General features: G+C 69.6%; 16 protein-coding genes and 1 tRNA gene. 4 read left to right on the plus strand and 13 right to left on the minus strand.

Features of this window, described 5'->3' with window-relative positions:
* Nucleotides 1-14 precede the first annotated feature (14 nt).
* From ACIO3R_RS07630 to ACIO3R_RS07665, 8 genes are all read right to left on the minus strand, one after another.
* A complete protein-coding gene (locus ACIO3R_RS07630) occupies nt 15-1,115 on the minus strand; it encodes an LCP family protein (protein WP_402104311.1) in 1,101 nt (366 codons plus the stop codon).
* Nucleotides 1,116-1,485: 370 nt separating this feature from the next.
* Nucleotides 1,486-3,555: a transcription termination factor Rho gene (rho, locus tag ACIO3R_RS07635; protein ID WP_385035205.1), complete on the minus strand. Its 2,070-nt coding sequence runs from the start codon at nt 3,553-3,555 to the stop codon at nt 1,486-1,488.
* Between the two features lie 389 nt (nt 3,556-3,944).
* The gene (gene thrB, locus ACIO3R_RS07640; protein WP_363028741.1) at nt 3,945-4,862 is read right to left on the minus strand and encodes a homoserine kinase; all 918 of its coding nucleotides are present in this window, start codon (nt 4,860-4,862) and stop codon (nt 3,945-3,947) included.
* A 395-nt stretch (nt 4,863-5,257) separates the two neighbouring features.
* The gene (gene thrC, locus ACIO3R_RS07645; protein ID WP_385348914.1) at nt 5,258-6,328 is read right to left on the minus strand and encodes a threonine synthase; all 1,071 of its coding nucleotides are present in this window, start codon (nt 6,326-6,328) and stop codon (nt 5,258-5,260) included.
* A 6-nt stretch (nt 6,329-6,334) separates the two neighbouring features.
* Nucleotides 6,335-7,690: a homoserine dehydrogenase gene (locus tag ACIO3R_RS07650; RefSeq protein ID WP_385033024.1), complete on the minus strand. Its 1,356-nt coding sequence runs from the start codon at nt 7,688-7,690 to the stop codon at nt 6,335-6,337.
* A 126-nt stretch (nt 7,691-7,816) separates the two neighbouring features.
* Entirely contained in the window at nt 7,817-9,208 is a 1,392-nt protein-coding gene (lysA, locus tag ACIO3R_RS07655; protein ID WP_385033027.1) for a diaminopimelate decarboxylase, read from the minus strand.
* A gap of 26 nt (nt 9,209-9,234) precedes the next feature.
* Nucleotides 9,235-10,317 (minus strand): ArgS-related anticodon-binding protein NrtL, encoded by a 1,083-nt coding sequence (gene nrtL / locus ACIO3R_RS07660; RefSeq protein ID WP_402104316.1) that lies wholly within the window; start codon nt 10,315-10,317, stop codon nt 9,235-9,237.
* Between the two features lie 55 nt (nt 10,318-10,372).
* Entirely contained in the window at nt 10,373-10,807 is a 435-nt protein-coding gene (locus ACIO3R_RS07665; RefSeq protein WP_402104319.1) for a response regulator, read from the minus strand.
* 206 nt (nt 10,808-11,013) lie between these two features.
* On the opposite strand from ACIO3R_RS07665, the gene ACIO3R_RS07670 reads away from it, so the two are divergent.
* Nucleotides 11,014-11,085: transfer RNA gene (locus ACIO3R_RS07670), tRNA-Arg, on the plus strand.
* A gap of 133 nt (nt 11,086-11,218) precedes the next feature.
* Here the strand turns inward: ACIO3R_RS07670 and ACIO3R_RS07675 are convergent.
* Both ACIO3R_RS07675 and ACIO3R_RS07680 read right to left on the minus strand, forming a co-directional pair.
* Nucleotides 11,219-11,593, minus strand: coding sequence for a type II toxin-antitoxin system VapC family toxin (locus ACIO3R_RS07675; protein ID WP_363028731.1), 375 nt, complete (start codon nt 11,591-11,593; stop codon nt 11,219-11,221).
* A 253-nt stretch (nt 11,594-11,846) separates the two neighbouring features.
* Nucleotides 11,847-12,569 (minus strand): ATP-binding protein, encoded by a 723-nt coding sequence (locus tag ACIO3R_RS07680; protein WP_402104867.1) that lies wholly within the window; start codon nt 12,567-12,569, stop codon nt 11,847-11,849.
* A gap of 142 nt (nt 12,570-12,711) precedes the next feature.
* Here ACIO3R_RS07680 and ACIO3R_RS07685 point away from each other — a divergent pair, with 142 nt between their 5' ends.
* Together ACIO3R_RS07685 and ACIO3R_RS07690 are read left to right on the plus strand one after the other, a co-directional pair.
* The gene (locus ACIO3R_RS07685; RefSeq protein WP_385033036.1) at nt 12,712-13,596 is read left to right on the plus strand and encodes a helix-turn-helix domain-containing protein; all 885 of its coding nucleotides are present in this window, start codon (nt 12,712-12,714) and stop codon (nt 13,594-13,596) included.
* A complete protein-coding gene (locus ACIO3R_RS07690) occupies nt 13,593-13,796 on the plus strand; it encodes a DUF397 domain-containing protein (protein ID WP_385033039.1) in 204 nt (67 codons plus the stop codon). Before ACIO3R_RS07685 ends, ACIO3R_RS07690 begins: the two co-directional genes overlap by 4 nt.
* A 396-nt stretch (nt 13,797-14,192) precedes the next feature.
* Here the strand turns inward: ACIO3R_RS07690 and ACIO3R_RS07695 are convergent, their stop codons facing one another.
* Together ACIO3R_RS07695 and ACIO3R_RS07700 are read right to left on the minus strand one after the other, a co-directional pair.
* Nucleotides 14,193-15,098, minus strand: coding sequence for a LysR family transcriptional regulator (locus ACIO3R_RS07695; protein ID WP_385033042.1), 906 nt, complete (start codon nt 15,096-15,098; stop codon nt 14,193-14,195).
* 109 nt (nt 15,099-15,207) lie between these two features.
* Complete coding sequence (locus ACIO3R_RS07700; RefSeq protein WP_385033045.1) at nt 15,208-16,221, minus strand: LuxR C-terminal-related transcriptional regulator; 1,014 nt, start codon at nt 16,219-16,221, stop codon at nt 15,208-15,210.
* A gap of 187 nt (nt 16,222-16,408) precedes the next feature.
* On the opposite strand from ACIO3R_RS07700, the gene ACIO3R_RS07705 reads away from it, so the two are divergent.
* Complete coding sequence (locus tag ACIO3R_RS07705; protein WP_385033048.1) at nt 16,409-16,603, plus strand: hypothetical protein; 195 nt, start codon at nt 16,409-16,411, stop codon at nt 16,601-16,603.
* Nucleotides 16,604-16,739: 136 nt separating this feature from the next.
* Here the strand turns inward: ACIO3R_RS07705 and ACIO3R_RS07710 are convergent, their stop codons facing one another.
* Entirely contained in the window at nt 16,740-17,771 is a 1,032-nt protein-coding gene (locus ACIO3R_RS07710) for an oxygenase (RefSeq protein ID WP_402104325.1), read from the minus strand.
* Nucleotide 17,772: the final 1 nt, after the last annotated feature.

Raw genomic sequence — 17,772 nt, forward strand, 5'->3', positions numbered from 1 at the left:
CCGGGCACTCCCGGTCACTGCACGATGTCGCCCGCGTCACCCTTGTCGCCCGCCGACTTCTCGGTGGCCGAGGCGGGGATGGGCTTGTCGTGCCGGAGCGCCGCCCAGACCTGCTGTCCGGCCTTCTCCTGCGGTATGACGCGGTTCGGGTCGGCCGGGTCGTACTCGACCGGCAGGGTCACCATGTGGACGTCGTCGGCGCCGAGGCCCTTGAGCCCGTTGGCGAAGCCCGCGAGCTTCTTGACCGAGCCGAGGTCGGAGTCGGTCGTGATGGCCTTGGTCGCCGTGTCCGCGAGGCCGTACAGCTTGGTTCCGTCGAGGACGCCGACGCTCTTCGCCTGCACCATCAGCGCCTTGATGAAGGCCTGCTGGAGCTGGATGCGGCCGAGGTCGCTGCCGTCGCCGACGCTCTTGCGGGTGCGGACCAGGCCGAGCGACTGCTCCCCGTCGAGGGTGTGGGTGCCCGGCTCCAGGTTCAGATGGCTCTTGGAGTCGTTGATCGCCTGCTTGGTGGTGATCTTGACCCCGCCGAGCTTGTCGATCAGCTTCTTGAAGCCGGTGAAGTCGACTTCGAGGTAGTGGTCCATCCGGATACCGGACATCGACTCGACGGTCTTGACCGCGCAGGCCGGTCCGCCGACCTCGTACGCGGTGTTGAACATCGCGCGCTGCCGGCCCGCGACGTCCGCGCCGCTCTCGTCGCTCTTGCACTCGGGCCGGGTCACGAGGGTGTCGCGGGGAATGGAGACGACGCTCGCCGTCTTGTGGCCCTTGTTGACGTGGACGATCATCGCGGTGTCCGAACGGGCGCCGCCCTCGTCGACGCCGTACTGCTGGTTCGCACCGGAGCGGGAGTCGGAACCCAGGACGAGGATGTCCTGGGAGCCGTTGTCGACGTTGTGGGGGCGGTTCTTGCCGAGGGCGTTGTTGATGTCGACGGCCTTGAGATTGCCGTCGAGCTGGAAGTAGGCGTAGCCGAGTCCCCCTCCGCCCAGGACGACCAGGCCGGCCAGGCTCCACGCGGCTGTCACGGTCGCCCTGCGGCGGCGGGACGGCTTCCTCCGGCGCTTGCCGGTGGCCCGTATTCGGCTGTCGCTCCCGCTCTGCCCGGTCATCCGTCTCCTCGTTCCCTCGGCTGCTCCCGGCTACCCCCTGCTTGGCGTGCGGGTGTCCGTGCGCCGCTTTGTCGGTCGTGAGGTACGACGCCACGGCGACAAGAAGGGTTGCACAGGACGCTGTGGGCCCCCGGTGAGCGAGGGGCGGACCCGGGGGGTGCGGGAACAGCCGGTGATCCGGCACTCACCTGCGGTTTCTTGCCCGGTACAGGCAACGCGGGACGGGCGCGACGCCCGGTGACCGTGTGGCGAAGGTCTCGGATCGGCAACGGACCGGGGCGCGGCCTCCCGTACCGGCGTACGGCACAGGGCCGCCCCCGGCACCGAAGTGGCGGGGGCGGCCCTGGGGACGGCTGCCGGGAGGCTACGACTAGTCGTTGTTGCCCGGGGCCGGCGTCGTCTTCTGGATCTGGAGCAGGAACTCCGCGTTGGACTGGGTCTTCTTCATCCGGTCCAGGAGGAGCTCGATCGCCTGCTGCTGGTCCAGCGCGTGGAGCACCCGGCGCAGCTTCCAGACAATCGCCAACTCGTCGCTGCCGAGCAGGATTTCTTCCTTACGGGTGCTGGACGCGTCGACGTCCACCGCCGGGAAGATGCGCTTGTCGGAGAGCTTGCGGTCGAGCTTGAGCTCCATGTTGCCGGTGCCCTTGAACTCCTCGAAGATCACCTCGTCCATGCGCGAGCCGGTCTCGACCAGCGCGGTGGCCAGGATGGTCAGCGAGCCGCCGTCCTCGATGTTCCGCGCGGCACCGAAGAAGCGCTTCGGCGGGTACAGCGCGGTCGAGTCGACACCACCGGACAGGATGCGGCCGGAGGCGGGGGCCGCGAGGTTGTACGCGCGGCCCAGACGGGTGATCGAGTCCAGCAGGACGACCACGTCGTGACCCAGCTCGACGAGACGCTTGGCGCGCTCGATGGCCAGCTCGGCGACCGTGGTGTGGTCCTCGGCGGGACGGTCGAAGGTCGAGGAGATGACCTCGCCCTTCACCGACCGCTGCATGTCGGTGACCTCTTCCGGACGCTCGTCGACCAGGACGACCATCAGGTGGCACTCGGGGCTGTTGACCGTGATCGCGTTGGCGATCGCCTGGAGGATCATGGTCTTACCGGTCTTCGGCGGGGCCACGATCAGGCCTCGCTGGCCCTTGCCGATGGGGGCGACCATGTCGATGATCCGGGTGGTCAGGATGTTGGAGTCGGTCTCCAGACGGAGCCGGTCCTGCGGGTACAGCGGGGTCAGCTTCTGGAACTCGGGCCGGCCGCGGCCGGACTCCATGCCGTTGACCGTGTCGAGGCGGACCAGCGCGTTGAACTTCTCGCGGCGCTCGCCGTCCTTGGGCTGGCGCACCGCACCGGTGACGTGGTCACCCTTGCGCAGGCCGCTCTTGCGGACCTGGGCGAGCGACACGTACACGTCGTTCGGGCCCGGCAGGTAGCCGGAGGTCCGGATGAACGCGTAGTTGTCGAGGATGTCCAGGATGCCCGCGACGGGGATCAGGACGTCGTCGTCGGTGACCGGCGGTGCGTCGCTCGCGAAGTCGTCGCGGCCACGGCGGCCACGGCGGTCGCGGTAGCGGCCCCGACGGCCACGACGGCCGCCCTCGTCGTCGAAGTCGTCCTGCGGTCCGCCGCCGCCCTGCTGACCCTGGCCCTGGTTCTGGCCCTGGTTCTGCCCCTGCCCCTGGCCCTGGCGCTGCTGGCGCTGGCCGCCCTGGCCACCGCCCTGCTCGTCGCCGCCCTTGCCGCGGCGGTCGCGCTGGCGCTCACGACGGTCACCGCGGTCGCCCCGGTCACCACGCTCGCCGCGCTGGCCACGGTCCTGGCGCTCGCCCCGGCGGCCCTCCGCGTTGTCCGCGGCGGCCTCGGCCTTGGGCTCGGAGCGGTCCTCGGCGGGCGCCTCGCGCTTCGGCTCGTCCTGCGTGCGGTCCTTGGCCTGGGCCTTGGGCTCCGCCTTGGTCTCCGGGCTGCCCGCCTGAGCGGTCGCGCGGCGACGACGGCGCTCGCCCGCGGGCTGCTCGTCGCTGGCCGGCTGTCCGGGGATGTCGATCTGCTGCTGGGCCGCGGCCTTGTCGGCGGGAGCGGCGGCGGCCGGGGTCTCGTCCCCGGCACCGGTGCGCGCCTTGGAGGTGGCCCGGCGCTTCGGCTTGGTCTCGGCCTCGTCGGCGGGGGCCGCGGCGGCGGCCTTGGCCTTGGGCGCGGAGGAGCCGCCGGCCTGGGCCTCCTTGATGACCTCGATCAGCTGGCTCTTGCGCATCCGCGCAGTGCCCTTGATGCCGAGGCCGGACGCGACCTGCTGCAGCTCGGCCAGGACCATGCCGTCAAGGCCGGTGCCGGAGCGGCGGCGCCGTGCGGTGGTGCCAGTGGCAGCACCTTCGGCGGGCGCGGCACTGTCGACGCTCTTGTCGGCAGTCACGCCCATCAGATCGGTGGTGTCGCTCACGAAGGGTCCTTCCCTGGAGCGGACGTCGGCCTTCTGGCTCGGCGACCGGTTGTGCTGTCCGACAGCGGTCTTCGGTTGTGCGGACCGTGCCGGGGCGGTGGTCCGCCGGGTAGGTACGGCGGAGAGATGAACGTGTGCATGGGCCCGGCGCGAGCATCCCCCTGCTCGGCCCACTCCTGGACGAGCGAGAGGGTGTCGTGCCGGTTCCGGAGCGTGCTCGAAACTGCTCAGGCAGGCTGCTCAGGCAGTTGGGGAGGCTCCCGGAAGAAATGGTGGTCCCGGAAAGGGACACGAAGCAACGCGCCTCATAGACGTCGATTGCAGACTTGAGGTTAACACTACCGGCTCCAACAACATTCCCCCTCTCACGCACCGGCAATCACTTCTCGCTACGGGGCGAGCGGCAGCACACTCGCACCCTGGGCGTCGAGAGTCAGCCGGTTGGCCGCCCATCCCTCGCCCGCCAGCCGTGCGACCTTGTCGGCCGCACCGTCCTCGGCCAGTGCCAGCACGGTCGGCCCGGCACCGGAGATGACCGCGGGGACGCCGTCCGCGCGCAGTCGGTTCACGAGTTCCACGCTCTGCGGCATCGCCGGGGAGCGGTATTCCTGGTGCAGCCGGTCCTCGGTGGCGGTGAGCAGCAGCTCGGGGCGCCTGGTCAGGGCCTCGACGAGGAGGGCGGCACGGCCCGCGTTGAAGGCGGCGTCGACATGCGGGACCGAACGCGGCAGCAGTCCGCGGGCGGTCTCGGTGAGCACCGGGTTGCCGGGGACGAAAACCACCGGAACGATGGAATCCGCGGGGTCCATCCTGATGGCGCGGGCCGATCCGCCGTCCATCCAGGCGAGCGTGAACCCGCCGAGGAGACAGGCCGCGACATTGTCCGGGTGACCCTCGATCTCGGTGGCGAGCTCCAGCAGCGCCGCGTCGTCGAGCCGGGCGTCACCGCCGGTCGTCACGGCGCGGGCGGCGACGATGCCGGCGCAGATGGCGGCGGAGGAGGAGCCGAGGCCGCGTCCGTGCGGGATGCGGTTGGCGCAGACGATCTCCAGGCCGCGGGGCTGTCCGCCGAGCAGGTCGAAGGCGGTGCGCAGGGACCGTACGAGCAGGTGGTTCTCGTCGCGGGGCAGCGTGTCCGCGCCCTCACCGGCGATGTCGATGTGCAGTCCGGCGTCGGCGACGCGGACGACGACGTCGTCGTACAGCCCCAGCGACAGGCCGAGGGCGTCGAAGCCCGGACCGAGATTGGCGCTGGTTGCGGGGACGCGCACCCGTACGGCGGCGGCTCGGAAGGCGGGACCGGCCATCGCTCTGACGACTCTCCTTGTGAGGCGGCGGGGAAATTCGAAGTGCCGGGAGATATTGGGTTTCCGTGCGGCTCTTCGGGTTCTTCTGGGCTTCTTCCGGGCTTTTCGGGGTCTGCGGGGGCTTTCGGGGGATTCTTCGGGGCGATTGCGGCGGCGGGTATTGCGTGAGTCCGGGATGGGACCGGCGGCCGCAACGGCCTGCGCACCCCGGTCATATGCGGCGGGGTGGGTTGGGTACAGCTTATCGAAGGAAGGTTCTGTGGCGACATAGGGCGCACAGGAGGCGCACGATGCGTGTCGCACGCAGCCGGTGCGCTCTCCGTCCCGAAAAGAGCCGTTGAGCCGCCTTCCTGACGAATCCGCCGCCGCGCCGCCGTGCGGCGCGGCGGCGGGTACTACGCGAGGCCCAGCTTCTCGGCGGCGGCGACCGCGTCGACCGGGACCGTGACCGGCTGGGGGGCGCCGGCGACGGCCCAGTCCGGGTCCTTCAGGCCGTTCCCGGTGACCGTGCAGACGATCCGCTGGCCCCGGTCGACCTTGCCCTCTTCTGCGGCCTTGAGCAGCCCGGCGACGGACGCGGCCGAGGCGGGCTCCACGAAGACGCCCTCCTGGGAGGCCAACAGCCGGTACGCGGACAGGATCTGCCGGTCCGTCACCTCGTCGATGAAGCCGCCCGACTCGTCCCGCGCGTTGAGCGCGAACTGCCAGGAGGCCGGGTTGCCGATCCGGATGGCGGTGGCGATGGTCGACGGGTCCTTGACGATCTCGCCGCGCACGATGGGCGCGGAGCCGGAGGCCTGGAAGCCCCACATCCGCGGCTTGTGCGTGGACGGGCCGTCCGCGGCGTACTCCGTGTAGCCCTTCCAGTACGCGGTGATGTTGCCCGCGTTACCGACCGGGAGGACATGGATGTCCGGGGCGTCGCCGAGCGCGTCGACGATCTCGAAGGCCGCGGTCTTCTGGCCCTCGATGCGGACCGGGTTGACCGAATTGACCAGCGCCACCGGGTAGTTGTCCGAGAGCGAGCGGGCCAGTGTCAGGCAGTCGTCGAAGTTGCCGTCGACCTGGAGGATCTTGGCGCCGTGCACGAGCGCCTGGCCCATCTTGCCGAGCGCGATCTTGCCCTGCGGCACCAGGACGGCGCAGACCATACCGGCGCGGACCGCGTAGGCGGCGGCGGAGGCGGAGGTGTTGCCGGTGGAGGCGCAGATGACGGCCTGCGCGCCCTCCTCCTTGGCCCGGGTGATCGCCATCGTCATGCCGCGGTCCTTGAAGGACCCGGTGGGGTTGGCGCCCTCGACCTTGAGGTGCACCTCGCAGCCCGTGCGCTCGGAGAGGACCTGAGCGGGGACGAGCGGCGTGCCGCCCTCACGGAGCGTGACGACCGGCGTCGTGCTCGTGACCGGGAGACGGTCCCGGTACTCCTCGATGATGCCGCGCCACTGGTGGGTGCCCTTGGTGGTCATGGGTCCTTACTCCCCTTCAACACGCATGATGCTGGCGACACCACGTACGGTGTCGAGCTTGCGCAGCGCCTCGACGGTCCCGGAGAGGGCTGCGTCGGGCGCGCGGTGGGTGACGACGACGAGCGAAGCCTCGCCGCTCTTGCCCACCCGTCGCCCGCCGCCACCCTGCTCGGTACCGGCTTCGTCGCCGCTGCCTGGATTTCGGCCTTTCTGGCGGACCGTATCGATGGATACGCCCTGTTCGGCGAAGACCGTCGCGACCTGGGCGAGTACGCCAGGCTTGTCGGCCACGTCGAGACTGATGTGGTACCGCGTGACGACGTCGCCCATGGGGCTGACCGGCAGACGCGTGTACGCGGACTCACCGGGGCCGGGGGCCTCGTTGAGCTTGTTGCGGCAGACCGCGACGAGGTCGCCGAGGACCGCGGAGGCGGTCGGCGCGCCACCGGCGCCGGGGCCGTAGAACATCAGCTGTCCGGCGGCCTCGGCCTCGACGAACACCGCGTTGTACGCCTCGCGGACCGAGGCCAGCGGGTGGCTGAGCGGGATCATCGCGGGGTGCACGCGGGCCGTGACCGAGCGCCCGTCGGCGGCGCGCTCGCAGATGGCGAGGAGCTTGACGGTGCAGCCCATGCGGCGGGCGGAGGCGATGTCGGCGGCGGTGACCTCGGTGATGCCCTCGCGGTGCACGTCGCCGATCCTCACCCGGGTGTGGAAGGCGATTCCGGCGAGGATCGCGGCCTTGGCGGCGGCGTCGAACCCCTCGACGTCGGCGGTCGGGTCGGCCTCCGCGTATCCGAGGGCGGTGGCCTCGTCGAGCGCCTCCGAGTACCCGGCGCCGCTCGTGTCCATCTTGTCGAGGATGAAGTTCGTGGTGCCGTTGACGATGCCCAGCACCCGGTTGACCTTGTCGCCGGCGAGGGACTCGCGCAGCGGGCGGACGAGCGGGATGGCGCCGGCCACGGCGGCCTCGTAGTAGAGGTCCCGGCCGTGCTGCTCGGCGGCGGCGTGCAGGGCGGCGCCGTCCTCCGCGAGCAGCGCCTTGTTGGCGGAGACGACACTCGCACCGTGCTCGAAGGCGGTGGTGATGAGCGTGCGGGCGGGCTCGATGCCACCGATGACCTCGATGACGACGTCGATGTCACCCCGTTTGACCAGGGCGGTCGCGTCGGTGGTGATCAGTGCGGGGTCGATGCCCTCACGCACCTTGGAGGGCCGGCGCACGGCGACACCGGCGAGCTCCACCGGCGCGCCGATGCGCGCGGCGAGGTCGTCGGCGTGCGTCGTCATGATGCGGGCCACCTCTGAGCCGACCACTCCACAGCCCAGCAGCGCCACCTTCAGCGGACGCGTACGCATCATCCGACCTCGTTTCCTTTACATCTGATGTATGGACCAGTCTCACTCACCGGACGGGCGTTCCCCGCCACCCGTCCGGATCCTGAGATGTTTACGGGGAACCCGGGGGGTATCCCGGGAAATACGGCATCAGCCGACATCGAGACGCAGGAGATCTTCCTCCGTCTCGCGCCGGACGATGACCCGCGCCTGCCCGTCGCGCACGGCGACGACGGGCGGGCGCAGCGCGTGGTTGTAGTTGCTCGCCATGGAACGGCAGTACGCGCCGGTGGCGGGCACGGCGATCAGGTCGCCGGGGGCCAGGTCGGAGGGGAGGAAGGCGTCCTTGACCACGATGTCGCCGCTCTCGCAGTGCTTTCCGACGACCCGGACGAGCATCGGCTCGGCGTCGGAGGTGCGCGAGACGAGCGCGACGCTGTACTCGGCGTCGTACAGCGCGGTGCGGATGTTGTCCGACATGCCGCCGTCGACGCTGACGTAGGTGCGCAGCCCCTCCAGGGGCTTGATGGTGCCGACCTCGTACAGCGTGAAGGCGGTCGGTCCGACGATGGCGCGGCCCGGCTCCACGGAGATCCGCGGGGTGGCGAGCCCGGCGGACTCGCACTCACGGGTCACGATGTCGCCGAGCGCCTTGGCGATCTCGTACGGCTCGCGCGGGTCGTCCTGCGAGGTGTACGCGATGCCGAGGCCGCCGCCGAGGTCGATCTCGGGCAGCTCGACGCCGTGCTCGTCGCGCACCTCGGCCAGGAGCTGCACCACGCGCCGCGCGGAGACCTCGAAGCCGGCCATGTCGAAGATCTGCGAGCCGATGTGCGAGTGGATGCCGATCAGTTCGAGCCCGTCGAGGGTCAGCGCCCGCCGGACGGCCTCCGCGGCCTGTCCCCCGGCCAGCGCGATGCCGAACTTCTGGTCCTCGTGCGCGGTGGCGATGAACTCGTGGGTGTGTGCCTCGACGCCCACGGTGACCCGGATCTGCACGGGCTGGCGCCGGCCGAGCCGCTGTGCGATGTGCGCGACCCGGGCGATCTCCTGGAAGGAGTCGAGCACGATCCGTCCGACACCCGCCGTGACGGCCCGCTCGATCTCGTCGACCGTCTTGTTGTTGCCGTGGAAGGCGATGCGCTCGGCGGGCATCCCGGCGTCCAGGGCGGTGGTCAGCTCGCCGCCGGAGCAGACGTCGAGGTTGAGCCCCTCCTCCTGGAGCCAGCGCACGATCGCGCGGGAGAGGAAGGCCTTGCCGGCGTAGAAGACGTCGGCGCCGGGGCCGAAGGCGTCGGACCAGGCGCGGCAGCGGGCCCGGAAGTCGGCTTCGTCGAGGAAGTAGGCCGGGGTGCCGAATTCCTCGGCCAGCCGGGCGACTTCCATCCCGCCCACGGTCAGCGCGCCGTTCCCGTCGCGGGTGACGGTGCGGGACCAGACCTTCTCGTCGAGGACGTTGAGGTCCTCGGCCGGGGCGGAGTAGTGGCCCTCGGTCATGACGTCGGCGTGACGGGGGCCGGCGGGGTGTGCGGAACGGCTCATCGTGTTGCTCTGCTCTCTCGGGTCTCTCAGAGGTATGGGGGCGCGCTGATGCCGAGCAGGGTCAGGCCGCCTGCCAGCACCGTCCCGGCGGCTTCGGCAAGGGCGAGCCGGGCGCGGTGGGCGGCCGAGGGTTTCTCGTCCCCGACGGGGAGCGGTGACGCGGCGTCGTGGAAATCGAAGAACGCCTGCGCGACCGCTTCGAGGTGGCGGGCGAGCCGGTCGGGTGCGCGGTGGTGCGCGGCGGCGGCGAGGACGGCGGGGTGGTCGGCGAGGACGGCGAGCAGCGCGGACGCCTCGGCTCCCGCCGTGTCGCCGGGGCCCTGGCCGGGGTCGCTCGTGAATCCGAGCCGCTCCGCGCCGCGGGTGAGCGCGAGGGCGCGGGAGTGGGCGTAGCGGACCAGGAAGAGGGGGTTGCCCTCGCCCTGGACGAGGAGCTCGTCGCCGAGCGGGGCACGGTCGTGACCGGCCGGCCGGAGCAGTCCCCAGCGGGTGGCGTCGGGCCCGAGCCGTTCGAGCAGCTCGTCGGCGCGGGCGCCGGCCGGGACCGGCCGTATCTCCGTGAGGGGTACGGGGGGCCGTCCGTGGGCGTCGACGGTGATGCCCAGCCGTGCCCAGTCCGGGTCGGGGGCCTCGTCGCAGCTGATGCGCACGGGCGCGCCCTGTGCGCGCACGAGCCGGCGCACCACGTCGGCGGTGACCGCGGCCCGGACCTCGCGGGCATGGCTGAATCGCAGGGGCGCCGCGGCGAGGGCGTCGCCGTGTCCGTAGCGCAGCCCCTGCTCCCGCACCCGGTGCAGGAGCGCGCGGTGCGCGGCGGCGTCGGCGGAGGCGTCGAGCGTGAAGTTCAGGAAGCCGGGTCCGGTGACCTCGACCCGCCCGATGCCGGGCGCACCGGCCAGCCGCTCCCGCAGGATCTCGGCCACCTCCCGCGCGGGCCGCGCGGCGGGTCCGGCGAGCTGGAGGGCGACGGCGCTGGCGTAGTCACCGCGTCCGCCGGGCCGGGTCCTCTCCACTCGCACGCGCGCGGGCACGGGCGCGCGCAAGGCGTCCTCGTCGACCGCGCGGCGCACGGCGCGCAGCACGGTCGTGGAGAGATCGGCGGGGGTCACGGGACAAGCGTATGGGAGGGAGGGGGGCCTTCCGCGAACCGGTTTCGCCATCCGGTCAGCCGGCGGCGCTCTCCGCCCGCCCCGCACCCTGCCTGCCGTCGAGCACCGGCGGCCGGCCGCGCTCCATCAACTGCCGTACGACCCGCACCAGCTCGCTCGGCTCGAAGGGCTTGGCGAGGAAGGCGTCGACTCCCGCCGCGACCCCGTCGTCCACCTCGTACGGCGTGCAGGCGCTGATGATCGCCACGGGCAGCTGCCGGGTCCGCGGATCGGAACGCAGTCTGGTGGCCGTCTGCAGACCGTCCAGCCGGGGCATGACGACATCGAGCGTGATCACATCGGGGCAGACCCGATGCACCAGATCCAGACACTCGACACCATCGGCCGCGGTCACGACCTCGAAGCCCTCCAGCTCGAGATTGACCCTGATCAACTGCCGGATGACCTTGTTGTCGTCGACAACAAGCACGCGGCCGCAAGCCACTGACACCCTTCGAGAGTAGGCGGGGCGGAGGGGCTGCGTCCGGGTTTTGCCCACTTCCGTCCCCGGACGGATGCCGGCGAAGGTTGGCCGGATGTGTGTGCGACCTGCCCGGCGGCGCCCGGGGCACCCGGCGGGGGCGCGGAAATACCTGTTCACGGGCACCGGCAGGAAGCTGGTAGTGTTTCACCCGTCGCAGAGCAACACAGCGATACGCCCCCGTAGCTCAGGGGATAGAGCATCGGCCTCCGGAGCCGGGAGCGCAGGTTCGAATCCTGCCGGGGGCACCTTGCAAAAGGTGCCGAATAGACCCTCTGATCAGCGGAAACGTTGAGCGGGGGGTCTTTTTCATACGCGCTTGAGGCCATGCGGCAGGGACTGTCACGCCTTCATGTTCCGGAGGGATGCGTGCCGTCGGGGTCAGGCCCGTACGACCTGCACGTCGTACTGCGGAATCCAGCGGTTCCGGGTGACCAGCGCCATCCCTTCGGCCTGTGCCTGCGCGATCAGTATCCGGTCGAACGGATCGGTGTGCACTATCGGCAGCCGGCCTGCCCGCACCCCGTGCGCGCCCGTGATGGGCAGGCTCCTGAACTGGAGGTCCCGCACCTGCTCGGCCAGATCTCCGGGACCTTCGAAGCTCCCGAGGAACTGCTTGACGGTGATCTCCCACGGCGACACCGCGCTGACGTACACGGCAGGCTCGGTGTCCAGGAGTTCCTTGAACGACGCGGACAGCTGCGGCGAGTCGGCGATCCACCACATCACGACGGACGTATCGAGCAGAAGTCGCATCAGCGCATCCCCAGGACATCGGCGACCGAGGCCGGCGCGTGGTCGAAGTCGGCGGGGATACGGATACGGCCCCTGAGCGAGCCCCGCCCCGGCCGTCGCCATACCTGCGGCCGTGGCGCAAGCACCCTCGCTACCGGCCGGCCCGCCTCGCTGATCACGACAGCTTGACCACCCGCCAGTTGCATCAGCGTGCCAAGAAATCGCGGCCCCGGGTGGTGCACTTGGCGTCGGAGCAGCCTCTGCCACAACGCCTTCACGTGGAGACCACCGAACCGGTCGGGGCTGGAATCCGCTGGTCGGCGACCGGTGCTTTTCGTACGGTCAACAGCTCCGCCGCGTGCAGGCGCACGGCCGGACCTCCGTCGTCCAAGACGACGATGACTGCCGGCCCTCCCGATGCGTACCGCTCGCTGCGGACCGCGCGAACCGTGTGCCAGGCGCCCCACATGCGTACACACTGACCGGGCCGGACGGATACTGCCGCGACCTGCGTCTCTGCGGGCGCGGTTTTGACGCCGGGTGCCAGCAGCTCCGCCCAGACCGTCTTGCCGATCCCGGCCGGGCGCTCGTCCACGCCCCAACGGTGAGCCAGGGCCTCGACGAGCAGGAGCCCGCGTCCGCCCTTGTCCAGTTCGCCGGGCCGTTGCACCTCCGGGTGGCCCGCGCCCGCGTCGCTCACCTCCAGGCGCAGGAGTTCGCCCCTCCCCCGGCACTCGATGCGTACGCCCACCATGCGGTCTCCGGGTGCGGGCACCCGTACGGCGTTGGTCACCAGCTCCGAGAGGATCAACTCGCCTTCCTCCGACGCCGCTTGACTGGCCCGCCACTCCCCGAGCTTGGCACGGAGCATGGCTCTCGCCCTGGGAACGCTGCTGCGACAGCGAGTAAGCCTGAAAGTCACTTCGTTCGGTGTAGTCATGGCAGCTCCAAGAAGGTCGACATCGGCCGGAATCCTCTGGAGGGATGGGCAGCTCATCTCGCACAACGCCATCCCGGTGCCCATCAGCATGGACGAGCAGCATGCGAATCTGCAACGTTGCCGATGCGCATCATGCCGATTTTCCCTCTTTCGAGTAACCTCACCTCCTCCGAGCCGTCAGTTTGCTAAAGGTGTTCTCATGCCTGCGAAGCGCACTACCGCCACTCCGTCAACTGTCCTGGGTCGCCAACTTGGCGATGAGCTACGAAGGTTGCGGGAGACCGCAGGGCTGACCACTACCCAGGCAGCAGAGGCGCTCGACTGCACCAAGGGCAAGATCAGCCGCATCGAGAATGGCCGCGTCGCGGTGCGACTGCCTGACCTCACAGCGATGCTGCACGCGTACGAGCTATCCGATCAGGAGATCCGCGATCGGCTGAGCGCACTGGCCCGTAAGGCCAACCGCAGGCGCCGGGAAGGCTGGTGGAACCAATACGGGTCGGTCCTCGCCGACACCTACCGGGACTACATCGCCCTGGAAGCAATGGCGGGGTCGATCCGCACCTTCCAGGCGCAGCTCATCCCCGGACTGCTACAGACCCCCGAGTACATTCGGGCCGTGACCGTGGCCTCACGGCAGTGGGAGACAGCGGATGAAATCGACAAGTTCGTCCAAGTGCGTCTGGCCCGGCAGAAACGCCTGGCGGAAGACCAGCCATTGCGCGTATGGGCGGTGCTTTCCGAAGCTGTCCTCCTCCAGCAGGTTGGAGGCCCAGAGGTCATGAATGCGCAGTTGGCAAGCTTGTTGGTCAGCTCCGAGAACCCCAACGTGACCGTGCAGGTGCTGCCGTTCTCCCGTGGAGCGCATGCGAGTATGTTCGGCCCGTACGTAGTGCTGGGATTTCCCGAGGAGGGGGCGCTCGACGTGGTGCTGGCTGACAACCCGTCGGGTTCCATGTGGCTGGAGCGGGAAGCGGACGTCTCCCGTTACCAGGACCTGTTCGACGCCGCGCGCACATCCGCCCTCTCTCCGACAGAGTCCCGCGCTGTCATCCACCGCCGGGCCAAGGAGCACAGACCATGAGAAGCGCACACCGCAGCACGCCAGACCTCTCGGGCGCGAGGTGGCGCACCAGCACGTACAGCGGTGGCAACAACGAGTGCCTCGAAGTCGCCGACAGCGTCCCCCACCTCGTCCCCGTCCGCGACAGCAAGCGCCCCGCAGGCCCCGTAATTTCCTTCAGCCCCGACGCCTGGCACAGGTTCATCAGCTACTTGGACTGAGCCGCCCGCGCCGGGGCAAGTGATCCGATCACCGGCATCAGAAACCAGGAAGACTGAGGTCACGGAGAAAGCAGACCTCTACTCGATCGACGCCTCCACGCCGTCCTCGCAGAAGGGCGGCTTCACCGCCAACAACGGCGAGCGCTTCGAGCTGAACTCCCTCACCGGTGAGTGGCGCGCCTTCAAGTCGTCCATGACCGCCGAAGACTTCGACAACCTGTGGGCAAGGGAATCCCGCCGGGGCGGCAGCATGAGCCGGCCCGTCATCGCCTTCGGCCACGGCGCCCGGCACACGTTCGTCAGCGCCCGGGTTACGCATCGTCCCGGACCCTCCGGGCTCCGCTCGGCCCATCCACGACACGGTGCTCAGGTGCGACTTCACGGCCGGCAGCTGCCTCAGGCGGCCGCCCCCGCGTACTCCTCCGCGAGGAAGCGGATCGTCTGGTCGACGAAGACCCGCATCTCGCGTGACAGGTTCTTGCCGCGCCGCCACGCGATCTGGGTGTGCACCTCGAACGGGATGCTCCAGGGGAGGCTGACCAGCGTGCCCGCCTCCAGGGCGTCCACCACGGTGGCGGTCGGGAGCAGGCTGACGCCCAGGCCCGCGGCGACGCCGCGCTTGATGGCCTCGGTCGTGCCGAACTCCAGGAAGGGCAGCGGCTCCCCCGTGCCGTCGTTGAGCTCGGCCTCGAAGAGTTCCCGGTAGGCGCAGCCCGCCTCCGCGGAGATGACCTGGGTCTGGCGCAGGGCGTCGGTGGTGATCTTCTCGGCCCGGGTCAGGGGGTGGTCGGGGGCGGCGACCACCGTGAGGGGTTCCGAGCCGAGTACCTCCGTCTGGACGCCGGGGTGCTGGGTCTCGGCCTCCATCAGGAAACCCATGTCGAACATGCCCTGGCGCAGCGCGTGGCAGGTCTCTGCGCACAGGCTGGGGCGCAGCACGATCTGGAGGGAGGGGTAGCGGTGGTGGAAGAACTCCAGGAGCGGGGGCATCCGGTAGGAGGTGATGCTCTCCATCGAGCCGACCGTGAGGACGCCGGAGGGCTCCTCCGAGGCACGCGTCGCGCCGCGCGCCTCCCCGGCGAGGGTGACCATCTGTTCGGCGTACGGCAGGAGGCGCTGGCCGGCCTCGGTGAGCTGTATACGGCCGCCGAGGCGGTCGAAGAGATCGACTCCGAGCGACAGCTCCAGGGACTTGATCTGAGCGGTGACGCTGGACTGCGCGTACTTCAGTTCGGATGCGGCCCTCGTGAAGCTGAGCAGCGTCGCCACCTTGTGGAACGTGACCAACTGTCGGATGTCCATAGCCCCTCCTGGGTTCGGCTGACGCCGTACTCAATACTGCTTTCCCAGGAAATCAAGCCGGGCGGGGAGAGGCCAGGACATGGGGCTGTCTGATCCAGGACAGCGGTCGTCATGATTCGGACACGTCGATGCCGGCGAATGCGGGAAGATCCAGTTGGTCGTCGGGGATCAATCCCTGACGGCCGATCAGAAGGCCGGCCTGGAAACGACTGGTCGCGCCAATTTCTTCCATGATTGCGGAAATATGACGGCGGCAGGTCCGTGTGGCCATACCCAGACGACGGGCGATCACTTCGTCCTTCACCCCCATGGCCATGAGGCGGAGAATTGACATCCGCAGATCCTCGGCGACCTGTTGGTATTCAATGGTCCGCCCCACGTCGAAGGGCTGGCTTCCCTGCCATACGGACTCGAATGAGCGGCACAGGTAGGCAACGAGCGTGGGGTCGGAGACAATGGCCGCACCGGGGGGTTCTTTTCCCGTCCGCTCCTTGGGTATGAACGCCAGTTTGCGGTCGTAGATGATGAGGCGCTCGGCGAGTTCCTCCGCGGTGCGGACCTCCGCGCCCTCCTGGCAGATCTGCCGCACGTAGGTGCGCGTGGCCAGGCTGGAGCGGGCGGTGTGCTGGTAGAGCGTGCGGATGCGGATGCCGCGCCGGCGCATCTCCAGCGTCTGCATCAGGTCCTGTTCCAGCATCTCGGCGCTGCGGCCGCCGCCCGGCTGGAGGCTGATCCGCTCCTCGGTGCAGCGCCGGCGCGCGAGGTCGATCTCGCGGCGTACCTCTTCGAAGTCGTCCAGTACCCGGATCGGCGGCAGATCGTCGGTGGCCGCCCGTTCGTGGGAGCGGTAGACCTCCGCCAGGACCCTCAACTGCCGGTGGATACCGGCGATCCGCTGTCTTCGCTGGGCGATCGACACCTCCAGCGGTGTGACGAGTTCGGCCTCCGCCACGTCGGGGTTGAGCGGCACCATCGTGGTCCCGGACCCCGTCGGGCCGAGAAGTCGCAGCTCCTGGAGGGTTTCCCGGGCCTGCGCGACCAGTTCGGCGTCCACCTCCAGACCGGCCGCGATCTCCTTGTCGTCGAAGACCCCCACGCGCAGCGCCCACGCGTAGGCGTCCACGGCCACACCGTCCAGCAGCAAACGCTCCCCCACTGACCCTCCCCCACCGCATTCGGCCCGTCCGCCTGTCCACTAGCTGCCGGTCCATCCTAGGACAGTTCGTGGCACTCGAAGTGGATCTCCATAAATGGCACGGTTCTCTTGCGGCCAGAAAATACATCAGCCAAGCAGCGCAGGGGGATACGCAATGATGAACAACCGTCATTCACTTGTCCGGAACATCGCGGCAACCACTCTGGCCTTCGGAGTTCTCTACTCCGCCATGGCCTCGGCAGCGGTGACTTCCAGCCACGAAACCGTGCAGATAAACACGGTGGCCGATGACAAATGGGACACCGTGCCGGCCCATCCCGGTTCATCGTTCAACAGAGAAATCTCTTGATCTCATTCGCGTATACCCCAGAAGGGCACATCATGACATCAAATCGTCCCGCGGTCCTGACCGGTGCTCCGAACGCGGTTTCCGACACTCTGCACTGGCCGTGAAAAGAGCGGAATCAATGTCTCCGCTCTCCGTGTCAGTAGTGGACACGGCGGTCTCCGGGGGTCACCCGGTAGCGTATGTTCCACAGGCTCCGGCGCACGTAGGCGCGTTGCAGCCAGCGGTCCCGGCCGTCGTGCCGGGCCACGAACTCCGAGCGTGCGTGCACGCCTTTGCGGTTGTTGACCAGAAGCGCCTGGCCCGGTTCGAGGCACACGGTGTGCGCCGTCGCCCGGCAGGCGTCCTGTAGCTCCCCGAACGCCGTCGCGGCCCCCCGTGTGAGCGGGTGTACGCCGTTGGCCGAAATCGCGATCTCCGGGTAGTCCACCGCACCACTGATGACCGGCACGGGATCGGACAGCACCTGTCCTCCGCCCGCGGCACTACGGGTATAGCTCCCCGGCGCGTTGAGCCGGAAGAGCGGACTGCGCAGCGTCTCCAGCGCGCCGTCCGTCAGCTGCCCGCAGATGTCGCGGGCGTCCGCGTAGTGCGTGGCGGCCGCTCCCGAGCGGTCGCCCCGCAGGCAGTTGAGCACCAGGAAGTCCGGGTTGGCGATGTCGTAGCGTCCGGTGGGGTCATAGGTGATGTCGCTGTGGAAGTTGAGGAAGACCGCTGATCCCTGGTTGGTCTGGGTCCGCTCGCCCCCGGGCACCGGGACGACGTCGTGGACGAGCCGGCCGTCCTTCTCGGTGAGGACGCCGATGGGCTCACCGAGCAGCCCGGCCAGACCCAGCAGGACGCCCTCGGCGACGAAGCCCCGCTTGTCACGGGCGGGCCCGCCGTCCACCGGGGTGAGCGGCAGGGTTTCCTCGACCGGGAGATTGCTCACGAGGGTGGCCCCCGGAGTGTCGATGTGCCGGCCGAAGTCCAGTATCCGCTGGAGCTGTTCGAGGGGCAGTCCCGCGAAGATCCGGTGGTACCGGGTCATGGACCGGTCGATGTCGGCGGCCGGGTCCGGCAGTACCGACAGTGCGGCGCCGATCGCGTCGCGCACCGCGTCGGGCAGCGCCAGCCTGGCGAAGGTCGGCGCCGTGTCCCGGTCCACGGACCGCAGGGTTTGGGTGGTCACT

It is taken from the genome of Streptomyces sp. NPDC087428 (assembly GCF_044744085.1).
Taxonomy (GTDB): domain Bacteria; phylum Actinomycetota; class Actinomycetes; order Streptomycetales; family Streptomycetaceae; genus Streptomyces.